The organism is Streptomyces krungchingensis (assembly GCF_054729265.1).
The window spans coordinates 706,297-726,625 of record NZ_JBPUKY010000002.1 but is presented as its reverse complement, the minus strand read 5'-3'; the positions used below and the strand labels follow the sequence as shown (position 1 = coordinate 726,625).

The 20,329-nt window shown below is 70.8% G+C and carries 19 protein-coding genes; 10 read left to right on the top strand and 9 right to left on the bottom strand.

Going from position 1 to position 20,329, the window contains the following annotated elements; translation table 11 throughout:
* Window positions 1-18: 18 nt before the first annotated feature.
* Window positions 19-573, top strand: a complete 555-nt coding sequence (locus tag ACSYGO_RS43950) for an NADPH-dependent FMN reductase (protein WP_426675014.1) — start codon at window positions 19-21, stop codon at window positions 571-573.
* Between the two features lie 89 nt (window positions 574-662).
* On the opposite strand, the gene ACSYGO_RS43945 is transcribed toward ACSYGO_RS43950, so the two are convergent.
* A complete protein-coding gene (locus tag ACSYGO_RS43945) occupies window positions 663-1,835 on the bottom strand; it encodes an FAD-dependent oxidoreductase (RefSeq protein WP_460390429.1) in 1,173 nt (390 codons plus the stop codon).
* A 5-nt stretch (window positions 1,836-1,840) separates the two neighbouring features.
* Entirely contained in the window at window positions 1,841-2,812 is a 972-nt protein-coding gene (locus tag ACSYGO_RS43940) for a Clp protease N-terminal domain-containing protein (RefSeq protein ID WP_460390158.1), read from the bottom strand.
* Window positions 2,813-2,880: 68 nt separating this feature from the next.
* Here ACSYGO_RS43940 and ACSYGO_RS43935 point away from each other — a divergent pair, with 68 nt between their 5' ends.
* Together ACSYGO_RS43935 and ACSYGO_RS43930 are read left to right on the top strand one after the other, a co-directional pair.
* Window positions 2,881-3,240 (top strand): excisionase, encoded by a 360-nt coding sequence (locus ACSYGO_RS43935; protein ID WP_426675016.1) that lies wholly within the window; start codon window positions 2,881-2,883, stop codon window positions 3,238-3,240.
* Between the two features lie 626 nt (window positions 3,241-3,866).
* The gene (locus ACSYGO_RS43930; RefSeq protein ID WP_460390157.1) at window positions 3,867-4,544 is read left to right on the top strand and encodes a DUF4232 domain-containing protein; all 678 of its coding nucleotides are present in this window, start codon (window positions 3,867-3,869) and stop codon (window positions 4,542-4,544) included.
* A 184-nt stretch (window positions 4,545-4,728) separates the two neighbouring features.
* Here the strand turns inward: ACSYGO_RS43930 and ACSYGO_RS43925 are convergent, their stop codons facing one another.
* From ACSYGO_RS43925 to ACSYGO_RS43915, 3 genes are all read right to left on the bottom strand, one after another.
* Window positions 4,729-5,709 (bottom strand): threonine ammonia-lyase, encoded by a 981-nt coding sequence (locus tag ACSYGO_RS43925; protein WP_435222059.1) that lies wholly within the window; start codon window positions 5,707-5,709, stop codon window positions 4,729-4,731.
* A 147-nt stretch (window positions 5,710-5,856) separates the two neighbouring features.
* A complete protein-coding gene (locus tag ACSYGO_RS43920; protein WP_460390156.1) occupies window positions 5,857-7,326 on the bottom strand; it encodes a sensor histidine kinase in 1,470 nt (489 codons plus the stop codon).
* Window positions 7,323-8,057 carry a response regulator transcription factor gene (locus ACSYGO_RS43915; RefSeq protein ID WP_426675020.1) on the bottom strand — a complete coding sequence of 245 codons (735 nt, stop codon included), beginning with the start codon at window positions 8,055-8,057 and terminating at the stop codon, window positions 7,323-7,325. The genes ACSYGO_RS43920 and ACSYGO_RS43915 overlap by 4 nt, the downstream gene beginning before the upstream one ends.
* 128 nt (window positions 8,058-8,185) lie before the next feature.
* Here ACSYGO_RS43915 and ACSYGO_RS43910 point away from each other — a divergent pair, with 128 nt between their 5' ends.
* The 3 genes from ACSYGO_RS43910 (at window position 8,186) to ACSYGO_RS43900 (ending at window position 11,078) form a co-directional block, all read left to right on the top strand.
* Window positions 8,186-9,556 carry a ferredoxin reductase family protein gene (locus tag ACSYGO_RS43910; protein WP_460390155.1) on the top strand — a complete coding sequence of 457 codons (1,371 nt, stop codon included), beginning with the start codon at window positions 8,186-8,188 and terminating at the stop codon, window positions 9,554-9,556.
* An 8-nt stretch (window positions 9,557-9,564) separates the two neighbouring features.
* Window positions 9,565-10,017 carry an FMN-binding protein gene (locus tag ACSYGO_RS43905; protein ID WP_460390154.1) on the top strand — a complete coding sequence of 151 codons (453 nt, stop codon included), beginning with the start codon at window positions 9,565-9,567 and terminating at the stop codon, window positions 10,015-10,017.
* A 77-nt stretch (window positions 10,018-10,094) separates the two neighbouring features.
* Entirely contained in the window at window positions 10,095-11,078 is a 984-nt protein-coding gene (locus tag ACSYGO_RS43900) for a tetratricopeptide repeat protein (RefSeq protein ID WP_426675024.1), read from the top strand.
* A gap of 110 nt (window positions 11,079-11,188) precedes the next feature.
* Here ACSYGO_RS43900 and ACSYGO_RS43895 read toward each other — a convergent pair whose 3' ends face one another.
* The gene (locus ACSYGO_RS43895; protein WP_460390153.1) at window positions 11,189-11,617 is read right to left on the bottom strand and encodes a VOC family protein; all 429 of its coding nucleotides are present in this window, start codon (window positions 11,615-11,617) and stop codon (window positions 11,189-11,191) included.
* Between the two features lie 122 nt (window positions 11,618-11,739).
* Between ACSYGO_RS43895 and ACSYGO_RS43890 the strand changes: the two genes are divergently transcribed.
* Entirely contained in the window at window positions 11,740-12,723 is a 984-nt protein-coding gene (locus ACSYGO_RS43890) for a phosphotransferase family protein (protein ID WP_460390152.1), read from the top strand.
* A 210-nt stretch (window positions 12,724-12,933) separates the two neighbouring features.
* A complete protein-coding gene (locus ACSYGO_RS43885) occupies window positions 12,934-13,329 on the top strand; it encodes a hypothetical protein (RefSeq protein WP_460390151.1) in 396 nt (131 codons plus the stop codon).
* Between the two features lie 20 nt (window positions 13,330-13,349).
* Here ACSYGO_RS43885 and ACSYGO_RS43880 read toward each other — a convergent pair whose 3' ends face one another.
* Together ACSYGO_RS43880 and ACSYGO_RS43875 are read right to left on the bottom strand one after the other, a co-directional pair.
* Window positions 13,350-13,733 carry a fic family toxin-antitoxin system, toxin component gene (locus tag ACSYGO_RS43880; RefSeq protein WP_460390150.1) on the bottom strand — a complete coding sequence of 128 codons (384 nt, stop codon included), beginning with the start codon at window positions 13,731-13,733 and terminating at the stop codon, window positions 13,350-13,352.
* Window positions 13,730-14,014 carry a type II toxin -antitoxin system TacA 1-like antitoxin gene (locus ACSYGO_RS43875; RefSeq protein WP_028800134.1) on the bottom strand — a complete coding sequence of 95 codons (285 nt, stop codon included), beginning with the start codon at window positions 14,012-14,014 and terminating at the stop codon, window positions 13,730-13,732. The genes ACSYGO_RS43880 and ACSYGO_RS43875 overlap by 4 nt, the downstream gene beginning before the upstream one ends.
* Before the next feature lie 664 nt (window positions 14,015-14,678).
* Here ACSYGO_RS43875 and ACSYGO_RS43870 point away from each other — a divergent pair.
* Together ACSYGO_RS43870 and ACSYGO_RS43865 are read left to right on the top strand one after the other, a co-directional pair.
* The gene (locus ACSYGO_RS43870; RefSeq protein ID WP_460390149.1) at window positions 14,679-17,282 is read left to right on the top strand and encodes a carboxypeptidase regulatory-like domain-containing protein; all 2,604 of its coding nucleotides are present in this window, start codon (window positions 14,679-14,681) and stop codon (window positions 17,280-17,282) included.
* A 145-nt stretch (window positions 17,283-17,427) separates the two neighbouring features.
* Window positions 17,428-18,438 carry a helix-turn-helix transcriptional regulator gene (locus ACSYGO_RS43865; RefSeq protein WP_426675029.1) on the top strand — a complete coding sequence of 337 codons (1,011 nt, stop codon included), beginning with the start codon at window positions 17,428-17,430 and terminating at the stop codon, window positions 18,436-18,438.
* Between the two features lie 339 nt (window positions 18,439-18,777).
* On the opposite strand, the gene ACSYGO_RS43860 is transcribed toward ACSYGO_RS43865, so the two are convergent.
* On the bottom strand, window positions 18,778-20,310 hold the full coding sequence (locus tag ACSYGO_RS43860; protein WP_460390148.1) for an SLAC1 family transporter: 1,533 nt from the start codon (window positions 20,308-20,310) through the stop codon (window positions 18,778-18,780).
* Between the last annotated feature and the right edge of the window lie 19 nt (window positions 20,311-20,329).

Genomic DNA, 20,329 nt, shown 5'->3' with positions numbered 1-20,329 from the left:
AGGAAGTAGGTTGAGCGGATGACGACGCTGCCGGTGATTCTTCTCCTCTCGGGGAGTCTGCGAGCCCTCTCCACCAACGAGACCGTGCTGCGCACGGCGAAGGCCGTGGCGCCGTCCGCGGGAGTGCGTGCAATCCGGTACGCGGGGTTGGCGACGCTTCCGCACTTCAATCCCGATGACGACGCCGACCCGCTGCCGGCGCCCGTGACCGGGCTCCGGGCAGCGATCGAACAGGCGGCCGGAATTCTGATCTGCACCCCGGAGTATGCAGGCACACTGCCGGGCTCCTTCAAGAACCTGCTGGACTGGACCGTCGGCGGCACCGAGATCAGCGACAAGCCGGTCGCCTGGGTCAACGCGGCCGCCCCGGGGCGTGGTCGGGGGGCCGAGGCCACGCTGAGGACGGTACTGGGCTACACCGGCGCCGACATCGTGGAGTCGGCCTGTGTGCAGATGCCGGTGGACCGGGGGACGGTCGGCGAGGACGGGCTCATCACCGACCACGCGATCCGTCGGCAACTCGGCGAGGTGCTCGCCCTGTTGGCGACATCCGGTGAGCGGGCAGCCCATTGAACTCGGCGCAGCGGCCCTCCGCCCTGCGCCCCCGCAGGTCGGCTCGGCTTCCGCCCGGGCACCGAGACCCGTGTCGTATTCGTTTGCCTTCAGTCGGGTTGGAAGAACGCGAGCATTCTCCGGCCGGCGTCGGGCGACGCCAGGATCTCCTGGACGTGCGCGGACTGCCGGCCGGCGACGCCGGTGCGTTCGAACATCTCGCGTTCGTATTGCCTGACGGCGGCGGGAAAGTCGTGCGGGTGCGCGGCCAGCGCGAGGCCGAGCAGGGCGCCGTCGAGCAGCGCCATGTTGGCGCCCTGCCCCACCGGCGGCATCAGGTGCGCGGCGTCGCCGAGCAGTGTGACGCCTGCTCGCGACGGCCAGGTCAGGCCCACCGGGAGCGTGGTGATCGACCGCGGCACGACCGTGTCGTCGCAGGCCGCGATCAGCGCGGTGAACCGTGGGTCCCAGCCGGCGAAGAGGTCGATCAGCCGCACCCTGGCGGCGGCCGGGTCACCGAACGGGATCCCGCTGGTCGCGAACCAGTCCGCTGCGGTGTCGTGGAAGCTGAGGTAGATCCGTACGCGGCCGTCGCCGTTGCGCTGCGCCGACAGGGACTGTCCGTTGCCGAGCGCCCAGTAGTTGCCGCGTCCGACCATCGCCGCGAGGTCGGGGTGGGTGCGGTCGATGTCGGGAATGCCGAGCTCGACGACGTTCTGGCCGGTGTGGGTCGGCCGGGCGTCGGTGAGCAGCGCGCGGACCCGGGAGTCCGCGCCGTCGGCTCCGACCAGCAGGTCGTACGTCGCACTGCTGCCGTCGGCGAAGTGCAGCAGGCCGTCGTCCGCGGATGCGATCGTGTGCCCCCAGCGCACCGCGTGTTCGGGGAGAGAGTCCAGCAGCACGTTGCGCAGATCGGCACGGTCGACCTCAGGTCGCTCGAGCGGGGCGTCGTCGGGCGTGTCCTCCTGGAGCAGCAGGGTGCCGTCCGGTTCGAGAAGCCGCAGGTCCTGGCCTGCGCGACGGGCGATCGCATGGAACTGGTCGATCAGGCCGGCCTCGCGCATCGCCCGCTGCCCGGTCCCGGAGTGCAGATCGAGCATGCCTCCCTGACCGCGCGCGTCGCGCGACGCTTCACGTTCGTACACGACGGCGTCGATGCCGTGCAGGTGCAGCACACGGGCCAGGGCCAGGCCGCCCAGGCCCGCTCCGACGATGGTGACGGTCGCGCTCGTCGTGCCCGCGTCCGCGACTGTCTCACCGTCAGATCCCGGCCCGCTGATCAGCCGGTTCACCGGCGGAGCCGGGGCGCGAGCACCGAACGCACGGCCTTGGCCATCTTGCTCGTGGCAGAGCCGTCGTCTTCTTCGGTCTCCGGCTCCAGCACGCGTTGGATCTGCAGCAGCAGCTGGTTGGCCGACCGCCAGAGCGGAACGAACATGCCGGCGACCGGCCCGACGCCCTGGATCGGGCCGCCGGACAGCTCGGTGACCTGCTTGGCGATCGTGACCGTTGCCGGGTCCCGCAGGATCAGGTGCACCTCGTCGTCGACCACCCGGATCTCCATCTTGCGGGCGGCGGCCTCCTCCGGGTTCGCGTCCGTGGTGGTCTCCGGATCCAGTTCGTCGATCTTGGCGGCGACCGCGTCCGGGTCGACCCCGAGTTCGCGCAGCGCCCTGGCCGCCATGCTGTTCTCCGCCCGCAGCATCGCCTCCAGCAGGTGATGGCTGCCGACCGGAGCGCCACCGGCCAGGGCGCCGGCGGTGGTCATCATGTCCTCGGTGGCGGGTGTGCCGGCCGGCCATGGGCCGGCCGCGGCGTCCTGTGATCCCTCCAGCGCTGCCAGCACCGCGGCACGGATCTTGCTGATCGGATCGATCCGTTCGGCCAGCACCTTCGCTCCGACGCCGTCACCTTCCCTGACCAGGGCGAGCAGGATGTGTTCCGTGCCGATGTCGTTGTGGTGCAGCTGCTGCGCCTCGCGCAGGGCGAGTTCCAGCGTCCTCTTCGCGGGCGCCGCGAACGGGATGTGGCCGCTCAGCGCTCCCGTGCCGGGCCCGACCGCCGCGGCGACATCGGCCTGTGCCGTCTCCTTGTCGTACCCGAGCCGGTGCAGAACTTTCGCGGCCTTGCTGTCCGGCACGTCGAGCAGCCCCAACAGGATGTGCTCCGTGCCGATCTGATGGTGCTTGAGCAGCCTCGCCTGCTCCTGGGCCGCGACGACCGACCGGCGGGCCTTCACCGTGAACCGTTCAAAAGTCATGCTTCCATGCTCCCAACCGTGTCAATACGCTGCTATTGATAGGGTCACCGTGCTGAAGGGAGGGTGTGATGGAGACACCGTCGGACTGGGAGGACCGGCTCGCGCGCTGGCAGAACGAGCTGGAGCTGTTCGAGCAGTTGGACGACACTCCGTGGGTCACGCTGGCCAAGGCGGAAGCGGAGACCGGCGTTTCCCGCTCGGCCCTGCGGTCCTGGTACCGCAACGGCGAGATCCAGTCCCGGCTGGTGGACGGCCCGAACGGGCCGCAGCGCCTGGTCCGGCTGGACGCGGTGGTCGAGCGCGCCGCCGCGTCACCGCGTATTCAGCGCAGGGCGGAGCGAGAAGTCAGTCTGGAAGCCCAGGTCACCCTGCTTCGGCACCGGGTCGACCAGCTCGAACTGCGGCTGGCGGCACTGGAAAAGAAGTGACCGGCGCGAGCAGCGCCGTGCCGTCGAGCCTGACTGTGCCCCCACTCCCCTGCGGCGACTGAGCAGTTGGACCAGGTGGACAGCTGACGTCCGTGCCGGGGCGAGGCCGTCGTATGCCTTCGTCGGCAGCCGCTCAAGGCGCCGTGGGGAGGCGGTCGCCGTCGGCACGTCCCGACCGCACGGCCCCAGTGAGCGCCGAGGGCTCTGTCGACGACCGGGGCCGCCTCGACACGGGCCGCCCCGCTCAGCACGGATCGCTTGTTCGAGGTCAAGGTCCGCCGGGTCACGGGTCTGTCCCAGCGGGGGGCGGCCGCGGGCAGGTGTGGGAACGGTGGCGGGAGACGGTGTCACGGCCCGTCGGCGGCGTGCCCCGGCGCGCCGTGTTCGGGCCCCGTTTCCCGCGCCGGACCGCGGCAGGGGAAGCGTCCGCGAGGCCGGATGCAGGGACAGGGGCGGCAGGGGTGTTCCCGGTGGTGGTGCGCGTTGCGGCTGGCTCGGCGTGTAACAGGGATGTATTACGGGGTGGTTGGGCGGAACGGTTCACCGGGACGGGCGGCTCTTGGTGATCAGAAACGCTCGCTCGCACCGAGCGGCCGGAACCCCCCATCGATACTGAGGAAGAACCGATGCGCGTTCACAAGCTCACCTTCGCCGCCCTGGCCGTTGCCGCGAGTCTCTCGCTCACGGCCTGCCAGAACGACAAGGACGGCACCGCACGGCGCGAACGGTCCACCGGGTCCAGCTCGTCTTCCTCGGCCGGCGGCTCGGGCTCGGGCAGTTCGGATCAGGACAGCGGGAAGGATTCCGCCGGGAAGGACTCCGCCGGGAAGAGCTCCGGCGAGCAGGGCACGACCGCCGGGACCGGCTCCAACGGGAACGGCAAGGTCGCCAAGTGCCGCACCGACGAGCTGGAGATCACGGCGAAGGACGACACCATCGACGGCGACCCCGACGGCACGGTCGCGGTGCAGATGACGAACCGCGGGGGCCGGGACTGCGCGATCTCCGGGTACGCGGGCGTCGACCTGAAGACCAGCGCGGGGTCGCTGTCCGCGAAGCGCACCGGTGAGCCGGCCGACCCGACCGTCCTCAAGGACGGGGCGTCGACGGCCTTCGGCATCAACTACCCGATCAACACGTCGGGGGGCTCCGGCGTACGCGTCACAGGGCTGCTGGTGACCCCGCCGGACGAGACGAAGACGGTCACCCTCGACTGGCCGGGCGCCGGCACACTGCCCGTCACGGACAGCCCCGACTCCCCGGTGAAGGTCGGCCCGATCGGAAGCGCCGGCCAGGGCGGCTGAGTACTCGTCGCACGGGCCCGTGGACGGACGTCGGACTGTGGCGCACCCACACGGTGGGGTCGACAGGGACCGCGTGGTCGTGCGCGGTGTCGCAATCGGTGGGCCAGCAACCATCAGGGGCGGTGCACAGCCCGTCCGGGTGCGTCGACGCGATGTCGTGGGCTGTCCCCACGCGGAGCGACGGTCACGACCTGTGGTGGCCGGCCGCGCCGACCCAGCGACGGTAGGCGTCCACGTCCACGTTGCTGCCACACACGATGGTGACGATGTGCCGGCCGGCGAAGCGGTCACGGTCTTCGAGGACCGCCGCGATACCGAGTGCGGCCGACGGTTCGACGACGAGGCCGGCGTGGTCGAGGAGCATCCGCATGCCGGCGGTGATCGACTTCTCCTGGACCAGGACGGCGTCGTCGGCGGTGAGGAGGAGGTCGTCCAGGACGGCCGGGATGGGGTGTCGGCCGGCGACACCGTCGGCGATGGTGTCCGTCGAGTCGGTGCTGACGACGCGCCTTCGGCGCCACGAGAGTGTCATCGCCGGTGCGCCCTGCGGCTGGACGCAGATCACCTCGACTCCGGGCGCCAAGGCCTTCATCACATGCCCCACGCCGGTGGCCAGCGCCCCGCCACCCAGAGCGATCAGGACCGTGTCGAACGACGGCATGGCCTCCACCAGTTCCAGGCCGATGGTCGCCGCGCCCTCGCAGGTCTCGATGTCCAGGCTGTCCTCGACGAGACGGATGCCGTCGCGCTGCGCGACGGCCGCCGCCCGTTCGCGAGCCAACTCGTGGTCGCCGTCCACCAGTTCCAGCCTGGCACCCAAGGCACGGATGCGATCGAGCTTGGCCACCGTCGCGAATCGGGATGCCACGACGGTCACATCGAGCCCGCGGCCGCGACCGGACCACGCGAGGGCCTGGCCCAGGTTGCCGGCGCTGGCGCACACCGCGGCTCGTGAGCCGCGGTCGGCGAGCAGGCTCGCCACCACCTCGGTGCCGCGGGCCTTGAAGCTGCGGACCGGGTTGGCCGTTTCGAGCTTGATGCTCACGGCACACCCGAGGTGCGGCTCCAGTGCCTCGCAGCGGTACAGCGGGGTGTCGAGAAAGATCGGGTCGATCACCCGGCGGGCCGAGCGGATCCGAGCGGTGTCGAGGCGCGTCTCCAGCACGACAGGGCAGCATAGCGCCGCCCGCCCGGGCCCGGGCTGATCCCGGTGCTCTGAGGGTGCGCTGGTGGCGGGAAGAGCGGAACGCACGGGGAACGACGGCCGATGAACTCATGTCCGCACGCATGCAGATGGGGGCTCTCCGCCGCGCTAGTCGGAGCCGGCTCCGTGACGTGGCAGACGCAGGGTGAACGTGGTCGCGCCCGGTTCGCTCGCCACCGTGACGGTGCCGCCATGGGCGGCGGCGACCGCGGCGACGATGGACAGGCCGAGTCCCGTACCGCCCCCATCGCCGCCGCGTGGGCCGTCGCCGTGCACGAACCGTTCGAAGAGGTGCTCGCGCAGAGCAGGTGGAATGCCGGACCCGTCGTCGGTGACGGTGACCACGGCAGAGTCGTCGGCCGCTGCCAGGCCCGTGGTGACCTTGGTGCCCGGCGGTGTGTGCAGGCGGGCGTTGGCGAGGAGGTTGGCGAGGATCTGCTGGAGGCGGTGGGCATCGCCGGTCACGGTGACGAGTTCCTCGGGCAGTTCCAGTGCCCAGTGGTGTCCGGGTCCGGCGGCGCGGGCGTCGGTGACGGCGTCCAGGAGGAGCCTGGTCAGATCGACCGGCTCGTGTGCCAGGGGGCGGCCCGCGTCGAGACGGGCGAGCAGCAGCAGGTCGTCGACCATGGCGCCCATCCGGCCCGACTCGGCGGCGATGCGTTCCAGGGCGCGGGTCACCTCGGGTGGCACGGGTCCTGGGTGCAGCAGGGCGAGTTCGGCGTGGCCGCGTACCGAGGCGACGGGGGTGCGCAGTTCGTGGCTGGCGTCCGCGGAGAAGCTGCGCAGCCGTTCCTCGCTGCGCTGACGCTGGGTCAGGGCGTTCTCGACGTGGCCGAGCATGCGGTTGAACGCGAGCGTGACCTGGTCGACCTCCGTGCTGCGCGGGCGGGTGTCGGGGGCCCGTGCGGGCAGGGTCACTTCGCCGCTGGCCAGCGGGAGTTCGCTGACGTGCGTGGCGGTGCCGGCGATGCGGCTGAGCGGGCGCAGCGACCAGCGCACCCAGAGGGCGCCCGCGATGCCCGCACCGGCCAGTGCCAGGCCGAAGACGCTGCCGGCGACGAGTTCGAGACGGTGTACGGCGGCCTCGACGGGCTCCAGCGGCAGGCCGGTGATCAGGACGTCGCCGTCGCGCCCCGGCCAGGCCATCACCCGGTAGTCGCCCGGCGTGGACAGCTCGACGCTGTGGCCGTGCCCGTCGGTGGGCACGTCCGCCAGTGCCTGGGTGTCGCCGCTGCTGAGGTCGACGGTGACCAGGTAGGTCGTGTCGCTGCCCGGGCGCACCACGGCGGCGTTGGTGACGTGGCCGTCGACGAGGCGGACTCCCAGGGTGCCCGTGGTCTGGCGTCGGGTGTCGCCGTGCTCGTCGCCGTCGTGGTCGTCGCGGCCCGTGCCCGGGTGTTCCAGGCTCGCCGCGAAGACGCTGCCGGTGGCGGAGAGCTGCTGGTCGAGGCGGGCGGTGAGGAAGCCGTTCAGTTCCAGGACCGCGGCGATGCCGACGGCGGCGCACCCGACGGCGAGCAGGACCAGGAGCCCCGCGGTGAACCGGGCCCGCAGCGTGTGCAGGCGGGGCCGCCTCACCGGCCGCCCGCCGGTTTGAGGACGTAACCGGCGCCGCGCACCGTGTGGATCATGGGTTCGCGGCCCACGTCGATCTTCTTGCGCAGATAGGAGATGTACAGCTCCACGACATGGGCCTGGCCGCCGAAGTCGTAGGACCAGACGAGGTCGAGCAGCTGCGTCTTGCTCAGGACGCGGCGCGGGTGGCGCATGAGGCAGCGCAGGAGCTGGAACTCGGTGGGTGACAGCTCGACGAGGTCGCCGCCGCGGGTCACTTCGTGCGCGTCCTCGTCCATCTCCAGGTCGCCGACGACGAGGAGGGATGCCGCGGCCCGTTCCCTGGTCATGCCGGCGCGGCGCAGCAGACCGCGCAGCCGGGCCACCAGCTCGCCGAGGCTGAACGGCTTGGTGACGTAGTCGTCGCCGCCCGCCGTGATGCCGGCGATGCGGTCCTCGACGGTGTCGCGGGCGGTGAGGAAGAGCACGCACACATGGGGCTGCTCCGCGCGCAGCTCGCGGAGCACGGAGAGGCCGTCGCGGTCGGGCAGCATGATGTCGAGGACGACCGCGTCCGGCTGGAACTCGTGGGCCTCGTGCACGGCGGCCCGGGCAGTGGCGGCGGAGCGTACGTCCCAGCCCTCGTAGCGCAGCGCGCCGGTGACGACCTCGGCGAGGTCGGGTTCGTCGTCGACGACGAGGACGCGTACGGGTGTGCCGTCGGGGCGGGTCAGGGCGGCTGGGCGTGGGTTCATGGCTCGTCCAGCATCTCTCGGTCCGCTGTGAGTTTCCTCTGAGCGTGCCGCTCACGGTCCCGGTTCAGAGCCCGCTCAGAGATTGCCGCACCACAGTGGGCAGCCCGGACACCCGTGAGGAGCCGCCGATGGCCGCCGCAACCCACAGCCCGCCGCCCGTGCGGCACCGCGCGCCGCAGCGGGCGGGCCGCCGGTCGCCCGCCGTGCCGCTGCTCGCCGCGGCCTGGGCCGGCGGCATCGCGGTACTCGCCCTGTGGTGGCGGGACACCGCCTCCGTGGTCGGCGCGGACGGCTGGCTGACCGGCGCGGGCCGGATCACCGGGCTGCTGTGCGGGTACATGTGCGCTCTCCTCGTCGCCCTGATGGCGCGGGTGCCGTGGCTGGAGAACGGAGTGGGCAGCGACCGCACCGCTCGCTGGCACGCATCGGCAGGACGCTGGACGGTCGGCCTCCTCATCGGCCACATCGTGCTGGTCACCCTCGGCTACGCGGCGCAGGCGCACACCGACCCGGTCACCGAGTTCACCACGGTGGTGTTCGACCTGCCGGAGATGCTGAAAGGCACGGCGGGTGCCGCGGTCCTGCTCGCCGTCGGCTGCACCTCGGTGCGTGCGGTGCGCCGCCGGATGCGCTACGAGACCTGGTACTACCTGCACCTGTCGACCTACGGTGCCGTCTTCCTCGCCTTCTCCCACCAGCTCGCGCTCGGCGCCGACTTCGTGGGCAGCGCAGCGGCCCGTACCGCCTGGTACGCGCTGTACGTCTCGGTCGCCTGCCTGGTCCTCTGGTTCCGGGTGCTGATGCCGGTGCGGCTCAACACACGTCACCGGGTGCGCGTGGAGACCGTCGTACGAGAGGCACCCGAGGTGTACTCGGTGTGGTTGCGCGGCCGCCGCCTGGACCGGCTCGACGTCAGGCCGGGTCAGTTCCTGCGCTGGCGGTTCCTGTCGCCCGGCATGTGGCACGCCTCGCACCCGTACTCGCTCTCCGCCCTTCCCCGTGACGGATGGCTGAGGATCACCGTCAAGGCACTCGGAGATCACAGCGCGGCCGTCGCCACGCTGCGCCGCGGCACCCGGGTGTGGGCGGAAGGCCCGTACGGCGCGCTGACCGCCGAGCGCCGCAGGCAGGACAAGGTCCTGCTCATCGCCGGCGGCACCGGCATCACCCCGCTGCGTACGCTCTTCGAGACGCTGCCCGCGGCCCCCGGCGGGCTCACCCTGCTCTACCGGGGCCGGACGGCCGAGGAGTTGGCACTGCGCCACGAGCTGGAGCAGATCGCCGCCGCGCGCGGGGCCCGCCTGGTCTACGCCCTCAACGCTCCGGACGGGCGCCGCGCCCCGATCACCGCGGACCGGCTACGGGCCCTGCTGCCCGACCTCGCCCGGCACGACGTGTACCTGTGCGGCCCGCGCGGTCTGTCCCTCGCCGCGTACGACGCCCTGCGCGCGGCCGGCGTACCGGCCTCACGCATCCACTACGAGTCCTTCGAACTGTGAGCCCTGCCATGCGCGTCCACTCCGTCCGACGCACGGTTCTCACCTGCGTCGCCACCGTCACCGTGACGGTGCTCGCCCTGTCCCTCAAGCCTCACCACGTGGACCACGTCGCCGCCCCGTCCGCCGTCACGCCCTCCACCGCCCCCTCGGCGGACGGCTCCGGATCCGGTTCCTCCTCGGGCCCGCGCACGGTCAGCGGCTCGACGGTCCAGACTCGCTACGGCCCCGTCCAGGTGCAACTCACGCTCGACGGCTCGAAGATCACCGCGGCACGAGCTCTTCAGGCACCCGACGGCGATCCGCGCAGTCAGCAGATCAACTCCACGGCGATACCCACCCTCATACAGGAAACCCTGGACGCGCAGAGCGTCCACATCGACACGGTGTCCGGGGCGACCTACACCAGCGAGGGCTACATCTCCTCGCTGCAGAACGCATTGGACCAGGCAGCACATGGCTGAGGACAAGATCACGGCGTCGCGTCCGGCGATGCCGGGGGCGCGCCGACGGAGGGCCGGAGCCGGGATACCCTCTGACGATGTCGAATCGGGCGGTAGCAGGTGGAGTAGGTCTCGCGCGGGTGCTGGCGCACTGCGGCGGCAGCCCCGAGGCGGCCGTGCACTATCTGGCGGGTGCCATCGCCTCCGCGCCCGAGAACCCCGAACCCTATACGGTTCTCGCCGAGTTGTGGCGGGACAGACCGTCGGAGCTGGCCGAGGTCGTTCGGGATGCCGACTCCTTGAAGACGGTGCTGGCGCAGTCGTACGTCAGTTTCCTCCAGGGCGACATGGACACCGCGGCGCTGGCGATCGGATCGGTCACCGGTGCGCGACCCGACATCCCCTGGACCAAAGCTCCCTGGTTCGGCGATGGACGATTTCTCGATGTGGTGAGTGCCGACGCCGTGGCCGAGGCCGCAATGCGGACGATGGACTACGGCCATGATCTGGACACCGACAGCATGCGGGAACGGTTCCGGCCCTGGTTCGAAGCCATCGACATCGTCTCCGCCCGCCGGCCGTCGCCGGATGCGCTGGCCAAGATGGCGATCCTGCTACGGGCATGCGGTCTCACCGACGAGTCGCTCGCCCTCTGCGACCGGGCGGACTCCGTCGAGCGGGTCATGCTGACGGAAGTCGTGCGAGCGGGAACATGGCGCAAGCTGGGCGATCCTGAACGGGCCGTGGCGGCGTTCGAGCGCGCTCTTGCCCTGGACCCGGCCAACTGGTCGCTCCATCTCGACTTGGCCGACGTGCATGCCGAACAGGGCGACTTCGCCTCCGCGGTCCGGCTGATCGAGCAGGGGATGACGTACGAGCCGGAGGAGCTCTCGCTGCGCGCGGCGGGGGCTGCCTACCGCGCACGGCTCACCGGCTCGCCTGCCGACCTCAGCGAACTCATAGGGCTGACACCGAATCTGCCGAACGACTCGTACCGCAGTCTGCTGATCGATTTCGCATGCGCGGGCCCCGACCTGCCGGCCGAACTCGTGGCCGAGGCCCGCCGCATCCAGGGCAGTTGAGGCTCCGCTCCGCCGTGAACGCGGCCGGCCCCGTGCGAGACGAGCAGCCCCGTACGAGACCAGAGATGTCCGAGGGAGGCGGCTCGCCAGATCTCCGGCTCGGAGAAGGCTCAGTCGATACAGAACTCGTTGCCCTCGATGTCCTGCATCGGGATGCACGAGTCTGTGCCGTCATACAGGGTTTGCACGTGGACCGCGCCGAGCGGGACCAGTCGCGCGCATTCGGCCTCAAGCGCGGCGAGACGCTCCTTGCCCACGAGACCGGTACCGACCCGCACATCAAGATGCACCCGGTTCTTGGCGCCCTTCCCCTCAGGGACGCGCTGGAAGTACAGTCGCGGACCCACTCCTGAGGGATCTACGCAGGCGAACCATGAATCGCGCTGCTCGGGTGGCTGCGAGCGCTTGAAATCGTCCCAAGTGGCAAACCCCTCCGGCGGCGGCGGTACGACGTACCCCAACACCTCGCACCAGAAGCGAGCGAGGCGCTCGGGTTCCGCGCAGTCGAAGGTGACTTGGAACTTCCTGATCGCTGACATCGGCGCACGATAGCAGGGGAACTCTGCCGCTCATACGGAGATCAGTTGTGGGGAATGGTCGCCACGAGGGGTGGGTGGGGTGGCCCGGTGTGTCCGTCGCGGACGGTGGATAGCCTGCTTCCATGGCTACGGGCGAGGGGGCCGAGCACATCGGTGCCGATCTTGAGGACCAGGGCTGGGGCGCGACGCGTGCCTGGGTGGAGAAAACGCTGTCCGAGGCGGAACGCATCGAGGAAGTCACGCGGTTGCGTGGCGGATGGACGTCGGAGATGCGCCGTCTGGACATCCGCGGGCCGGGCGGTCGACGCTCGCTGGTCCTGCGGTCGTTCGTCGACCCCTTCTTCGTTCGGCACGCGGAGGGCCTGCTGACCCGCGAGGCAGCCGTTCTGCGCCTGCTCGGCGGCACGGATGTGCCCGCGGCCGGGCTTGTGGCCGTGGACGCACTGGCGCAGTACTGCGATCACCCCTCCTTGCTGATGTCCCTGTTGCCCGGGACCGTGCGCCTGGGCGACGAGGGGGCCGATCGGCGCGCCGCATTGATGGCCCGTCAATTGCTGCGCATTCACCGGCTGCCGGTGACTGCCGAGGCACGGCCTCGCACGTATCAGGCGTGGACCTCTCCCGAGCGCGTGAGGCCGCCCAAGGACACCGATCAGCCCGAGTTGTGGCAACGGGCCGTGGAAATGATCCGCCGCGAGCCCCCGGAGTACCGGGCCTGCTTCCTGCACCGTGACTTCCATCCCGGCAATGTCCTCTTCACGGGCGACGGCGACGGTCTGCGGATCAGCGGCGTCGTCGACTGGGTGGAGACCTCCTGGGGGCCGGCCGACCTCGACGTGGCCCACTGCTCGACGGCCCTGGCTCTGCTGCACGGGGTTTCCGAGGGCATGCGCTTCGCCGACCGCTACCTCGCGGTGGGAGGGACGCTGGCCGAAGCGGGCGCCGCCCATCTCTACTGGCGGCTGTTGGACGCCTTGGCCTTCGCTCCCGACGCCGAGAAGGTCGCCGTCCCCTGGCGCGAGGTGGGCCGTGCCGATCTGGCCCCCGCCCTGCTGGCCAGGCGCCTGGAGGAATACCTCCAGGCCCTTTTCGACCGCTACGCCTGAAGCCGGACCGGCGGCCTGTGAGCAGGAGGCCCGGCCGACGGCCTTGCCCTGCTGCGAGTTGTGGCCGACTGCGGTCACGCTCACCGGTACGCCCTTTGGCACACTGTCCCCGTTCATGAACAGGCGTGGGGTGGGGGCGTGGCAGTGGCAGAGGGCCAACAGCGGCCGACACGATGGCGTCGTCCCGCGGCACTCGTTTCTTTGGTCGCTGTGCTCGTCGCCGGTGTCGCATGGCGTCTCATCGACCGGTATCAGGCGCAGCCCCGGTTCGCCGTCCTCTCCTCCCGCTCCTCACTCCTCGGAACCTGGGATGTGAAGGACGGCATCACCGGGCAGGTCGAGTTTGCCGCCGACGGGCGCTTCTCCGCGGTCGGACTGCCGGTCGACGGGTCGCCGGACAGCGGGTTCAGCGGTGCCGGACGTTGGTCGCTCGATGAGCGTGGCGGGTCAGTGAGTCTCACGCCGGAACGTCCTCCGTCGGGCATGAGCCCGGACGCCGGCTTGGCAGTCGTTCGTGCCGACGGCCGAGTGCAGCTATGTGTCACCTCCGGTTCGCCGGGCGTCTTGTGCGACTTTCTGCTGCGGCACAGGGCAGCATCGCAGTGACGCGGTAGCGGCCTTCGGCGTCAGGTCGCTGCCCAGCCCCGGAGTTGACGGGCGATGCGGGCGACACCGAGTGCACCCGAGGCCGCGTCCCGTACGAGGGCGACGGCCGCCTTGGGCGGATAGTCGAGGTGTTGTTCGTTGAGCAGGAGGTACGCCTCGGTGGCATGCCAGGTGAAGGCCTCGTTGGAGTGCTCCAGGCAGGGCAGTCTCGCCAGGGTCTGCAGGAGGGCGGCCGCCTTCAGATGGAGGGAGCCGTAGATGTCGCGTTCCATCGCGCGGGCGTTGACGCGGGCGACGGCGGCATAGAGCGGCCCCAGATCGTCGACCTGGGGATCGCCTTCGAGCAGCTCGGCGGCGTGGAGGAGGAAGGAGACGTCGAGCGGGTGCGGTTCGGGCACGGTCACGCGGCGTGCCCTCGCCCCTGCTCATGTCCTTCGAGTTCCTGCCGTGCCTCGCGTTCGGCGGCTCGCTGCTTCGGATCGGGGTCCAGGCCGCCGGGTTCCGCGGCGAAAGCGGCGCCGCTGCGGGCCATCGACTCCCTGAACCCTTCCAGGAAGCGCTGCTCCACCGCGGTCGCCCGTGCGTAGGCGGCGGACAGGATGTACTCCTGCATGCTGACACCCTCCTGCCGCGCGGCGGCCGCGATCGCGGCTCGCTGCTCGGGGTCGGGGAAGCGCAGGTTCATCGCCTTCGGCTCTCCAGACATGGCCCTCATGGTACCAGCGGTACCACATCGCCTCCAGCAGTCGCCTCGATATCGCCGCACGGGCTCGGAATGCATCGTGTCGACAATGCGCGATCCCCCTCCGAATACAAGCCCTGAATTTCGCTCGGACCGCGACACGGGTCGAGACGAAAGAAATCCGGTTTCACCCGGAAGCGCATCAGTCGAATCATTAGGAGCATCAGCGAGCAGCATGCGGACCGGAGTAATACTGCAGCCGTCCGGACGCCGCGACAATGGCGCGGGCACGTGACATTCGCGCGACTGCACAAGTGGGAAGACCGAGCCCGTGACCATGCCCCCAGAGCTCCAGAGATCCACCTATAAGCCACTAACTTGCTTATAAACTCGCGATGTTGACGCACTGAGCCGTGCTCGCACGCGGGCCGAGCCCGACTGCCCCGGCCCGCTCGCCCCGGCGGCCCGGAACGGGAAAACTCCCGTCGTGCCCCCTTTTTCCGGCCAGTGAGTTCCTGGACCCGCACCCGTAACAGCGAATTCATTGACAGCCACCTGTCGGCGACAGCTAATAGAGCGCTGCGCATCGATGTATGCGCGCTCCATGCCACCGGCCTTTTCTTCAAGGCCACGTCATGACGGGTGATACGTGAAAATATCCAAGAGCGTGAGAAGCGGGCCGCCCGCTTCTCACGTCCTGCGCCGCGCCACTGCGTCCCTGGGCATCGCCGCCGTGGTCCTGCTCGGTGTCCAGCCCACCGCCCAGGCGGCAGGCGTCGACCCGAGCCCGGCCACAACCTCGACGAGGCTGCGCACGACCGACACCGCCGACGCGCCCGACACCGACCTCGTACCCGTCTGCGGCACCCCGGCCAAGGGGCACGCGGCCTGCTACGCCATGCGTTCGGCCGACCCTGCTCCGGCGGCACGCCCGAGCGCGGCGCTGCCACCCGCGGGGCTCGGACCGCAAGACATCCAGAGCGCCTACAACCTGCCCGCCGACGGCGGGGCCGGTCAGACGATCGCCATCGTCGACGCCTACGACAACCCGAACGCCGAGGCGGACCTCGCCGTCTACCGCGCCCAGTATGGGCTGCCGCCCTGCACCACCGCCAACGGCTGCTTCACCAAGGTCGACCAGCGCGGCGGCACCGACTATCCCAGGCCGAACGAGCTCTGGGCCGGTGAGATCGCCCTCGACCTCCAGATGGTGTCGGCCGCGGCGCCACAGGCGCACATCCTCCTCGTGGAGACCGACAACGACGGGCTCGACCGTCTCGCCGCCGGCGTCGACAGAGCCGTCGCCATGGGCGCCAAGTCCGTCTCCAACTCCTACGGCAGGCAGGGCGACCTCGACAGCGACCAGCCGACCTACGGCGCCTCGTACGACCACCCCGGCGTCGCGGTGGTCGCCGCGAGCGGCGACTACGGCTACGGGGTCTCCTTCCCCGCGAACCTGTCCACGGTGACCGCGGTCGGCGGCACGAACCTGGTCGCCGACCCCGGCAGCCCCCGCGGCTGGTCCGAGACCGTCTGGAAGCGTGACGCCTACGGACCGGGCTCGGGCTGCGCGACCCACCAGGCCAAGCCCGCCTTCCAGACGGACACCGGCTGCGCCGGACGCAGCGTCGCCGACGTCTCGGCCGTCGCTGACAACGTTGCCGTCTACTCCACCTACGGCTCGGCAGGCACGGGCTGGCAGCGCTACGGCGGTACGAGTGTCGCCACCCCCGTGATCGCAGCCGTCTACGCCCTGGCGGGCTCCCCGCGACCCGGCACCTACCCCAACTCCTACCCCTACGCGGCCGGCGGCGCGGGTCTGAACGACATCACCAGCGGGTCGAACGGCACCTGCGACACCGCGTACCTGTGCACGGCGGGCTCCGGCTACGACGGTCCCACCGGCCTCGGCACGCCCGGCGGCCTGGCCGCCTTCCGCAGCGGCCCGAGCGGCACCCTCTCCGGCGTCGTGAAGGACGCGTCGACCGGCAAGCCGGTCGCCGGGGCCACCGTCGGGGCGGGCTCCGACGTCGCCACGACTCTTCAGGACGGCACCTACACCCTGAACCTGCCCGCCGGCCGGGTCGACGGTCTGACCGTGACACGCTTCGGGTACCGGACCACCGCACCGCTGAGTGTGGACATCGCCGACGGTCAGACCGTGACGCACGACTTCACGCTCCGGCCGACACCGCGCGTCCACGTCCGCGGGACGGTGAAGGACGGCTCGGGTCACGGCTGGCCGCTCTACGCCCGGCTCTCCGTCCAAGGCTCACCCGAGGCCCCGGCGTGGACCGACCCGGTGACGGGTGAGTACGACATCGCACTGCCCAAGGGAGCGGACTACAAGCTGGACGTCACCGCCGCCCTCCCCGGCTACGAACCCCTCACCCGCTCGGTCACGGTGAAGAGCACAGCCGTGACCGCCGACTTGGCCTTGACCGCCGACCCGGACGCGGCCACCGCCGCCGGCTACACGCCGCGCCGCACCGACCACGCCGAGGCGTTCGACTCGGCGGCCCACGCACCTGCCGGATGGTCCGTGTCCAACGCCGAGGGCACCAGCAACGGCTGGCAGTTCGACGATCCGATCCAGCGCGGGAACACCACCGGCGGCAGCGGTTCCTTCGCCGTGGTGGAGAGCGACCAGGGACCGTTCGGACCGCACCAGAACAGCGAACTGATCAGCCCCGCCTACGACCTGTCGACCGCTCAGTCCGCAGAACTCAGCTTCAGGACCGCCTACACGGCCAACCTCACCCAGCAGCACATGACGGTGGACGCCAGCACGGACGGCGGCACCAGCTGGGAGAACGTGTGGGCCGGCCCGAAGGTGAGCGACACCGTCGGCCACCTGACGGTCCGTGTACCGCTGCGGCAGTTCGCCGGAAAGCCGTCCGTGCGACTGCGCTTCCACTTCGTCGCGGACTGGGGGTACTACTGGGCGATCGACGACGTGACCGTCCAGGCCCGCTCCCTGCAAGCAGTTCCGGGCGGCCTGGCTGTCGGTACGGTGCGGACCGCGGGCACCGGATCCGGGCTGGTCGGCGCCGGCGTCGTCGACACCTCCGCCCCGGACCGCCAGGCGATCACCGCCGCCACACCGGAGGACCCGGCCATCGGTGACGGTCTCTACATCCTGTTCCTGGCCCGCCCCGGCCGGCACACTCTGCGTGCCTCCGCGCCCGATCACGCGACACTCACGCGCACGACGGCAGTGCGCGCCGACCAGGTCACCTGGAAGGACTTCAGACTGGTGCACCGCGGCTAGCAGCGCACCAGAAGACGAGCGGTGCGGCGCCCATCAGTGCCGCACCGCTCCGGACCCGGCGCGCGACGATCTACGATCGAGCCCGGTCGAGCAAGATCCGACTCGGGTGCGGCCCGAGTCCCTGCGCGTGGGAGTGTCACACCGGATGGACCTCACGTCGGACGGCGACTGGGCGGGAATCGGGCTGAGCATGCTCGAAGGGCGGGTGCTGGAGCAGCTGGTGGGCCTGCCGCCGACCGACGCGACCGCGGTGGCCGAGGCCGCCGGGATATCTCCGCCCGAGGCCGAACAGGCGCTGCAGCGCCTGGAGAAGGTCTCGTTGGCGATACGCACCGGCGATGGGCCGGCACGCTGGGCGGCGAGCCCGCCCCGCTCGTCGGTCGGAGCGCTGCTCGCACGCCGGCGGTCCGAACTGGCCCGTGCCGAAGACTTGGCGGAACGCCTGTACGCGGCGTACGAAGCGGCCTCGGGTCCACGGTCCGCGCATCTGGTGGAGGTGCTGGAGGACGGGCAGGAGGTGTCGGCGCGCTACGCCCGACTCCTCCGGGACAGCCGGGACGAGGTCCTGCACCTGGCGAAACCGCCGTACGTCACGGCCCCCGAAGGGTCCGGCCAGGAGATCGCCGTGGGATCCGGCGTGCGTCTTCGCTCGGTGTACGAGACGGACGGATTCACCGATGCGCTGTCGCTGGAGACGGCAATCCGGGGAACGGCCGGTGGAGGGGAACTGCGCCTGGCGTCGCACCTGCCGACAAAGCTGGTGGTCTTCGACCGGACCACGGCGCTGCTGCCGACGCGCTTCGACCGGCCGGCGGCGGGTTCGCTGGTGGTCCACTCCCCCGCCCTGGTGACGGCACTGGCCACGCTGTTCGAGACGGTGTGGGAGCATGCGACGCCCGCTTCGCTCGACACCCGGATCGACCGGCCGGTACCGGACAGCCCCTCTCCGGGAGCACAGATCGACGAGCGAACCCATGAGATCCTCCAGCTGATGGCGACCGGCATGAAGGACCACTCCATCGCACGGGCTCTGGGGATCAGCCGCCGCACCGTACAGAAACACGTCAGCGACGCGGGCAGTGCCCTCGGGGCGCAGACGCGCTTCCAGATCGGGCTGCTCGCGGCAGAGCGCGGGTGGCTCGAACGGCGGCCCTGAGGCGCGGGTCAGGGTCGTCGAGGCCCCTGCCCCGTTCGCTCAGCGGTGGCGCATCCCCGCTGGGTTCGAGCGACAGCACATGGAGGGCGTGCGAAACCGCCCCGTGGCCGCGCGACAGGGTGAGAGCCCGGCCCGGCAGGCTTGGACCTTCACTCACCTGGCCGCGCTGGCGTGGGGGCAGGCACGGCAGTGGGGCATCTTGGTCGAGTGGCGGTCCGGGCGCTTACCCGAGCACTGAGCCCCCGGGCCGCCCGAACCTCAGCCGCCTTCAGGGAGCGGAGGTGGCTGGCGGCCGGATGGCTCTTCAGACGGATCAGGCCGGTGTCTTCGGCGCTGTGCCTAGGGCAGCGTCCGAGACGAAGCCGCGCTCTCCGAACGGGAGGTTCGCCCGGTATCCGTAGCGGATACATGCCCGGTCGTGCGGCGGGGCCGGAGCTTGGCAGCCGTCATGGCGGCGAACACCACCACCCAGACCGCTGCGGCGACCCAGACTTCCCAGCGGCCCACGCTGGTCATCCACGAGGTTCCGGTCGCGCGTCCCAGTTCGTGCGTGGTGACCGCGTACATACCGATCGGGAAGACGAGGTTCCACCAGCCGAGTTCGTAGCGCAGCGGAACCCGGCGCAGCACGTGCCGCCATGCGCCCAGGGCAAGCAGGAGCGGGATCAGCCAGCTGGAGAACGACCACAGAACGACGGACGACCCGACGACGAGCGGACGCGACAGCAACGTGCTGCCCGGCGGAAGCGCAAGCAGCCGTACTCCGGCGAGCACGGCGATCGCCGCCGCCCCCATGAAGATCCACACCGACGTCATGAGGCCTTCCGGCTGTACCGGCCGCACGAGCAGTCTGGCCAGCACAAGTGCAGCGGTCAGCAGGTACTGCACCAGCCCGATGGCCCAGCACACCACTGCCAGCACGATCAGGACGTCGCCCCCGGTCACCCGGGCCAGCGAGGCGGCCGCGACCGCCACCGACTCCGATCCCACTGCCCACAGGAACCACGTGCCGTTCACCTGGTCGATCGACGGGCCCCGTTGCGAGGTGGTGATGAGCGCGAGTGGAATGCCGTAGTCCAGCAGCAGCCACCCCAGCGTCCCGAACGCCAGGAACGCCCAGGCCACTGCGGTGTGGCCGTCCGGCACCAGGCGCGCGGCCAGCACGTTGGAGGAGATGGCCAGGGTGAGGAAGGCGAAGGCACGCGGCCCGAGGAGATCCGCGACGAATCGTCGGCGATGGCGCAGCAGCCGCCGGCCGTAGGCGGGCACCAGCACCACGAAGCCGATCAGGGCCACCCAGAGCAGTGCGGCCGAGGCGGTACCGGCGCCGTTGACGTACAGGGCCGTGGAGACGATGCCGGTGCCCATGACGAACGCGAGTGCGCCCGCGTTGAGGTCAGCTATGGCAGTGGAGACGGCTGTCCGGTATCCGGGTTGTCGGAGGCCGTCATCGGTGCGTTCGGGCTCGGCCGGGCCGGCAGTGGGGCGCCGCGGATCACCGTGGTCGGGACCGGTGAGCCACTCGGCCAGGACCGTGGCATGGCTGTGATCCATGTCCTGGGTGGCGGTGAGCAGGATGAGGCTGCGATGTTCGGCCAGGTCTCGCAGCCGGGCAGCCGCCTGCCGGTGCGCTTGATCGCCCAGTTCGGTGAGATAGCGGCGACGGAACTCACCGAACTGCCGTGGGTTGTGGCTGTACCAGCGCTGCAGCCCGGCGGACGGGGCGACATCCGGCAACCACTCGTCGAAGGGAGCGCCTCGCCGGGAAGTGTCCTCCGGCAAGACCCGGTCGACCAGCACCCACTCGCCGGCCTCGCCGTCCCCGGACAGGGTGCGCTCGTCGATTCTGCGGCAGATGATCTGCTTGGCCATGACGTAGCCTCCGGCCGCT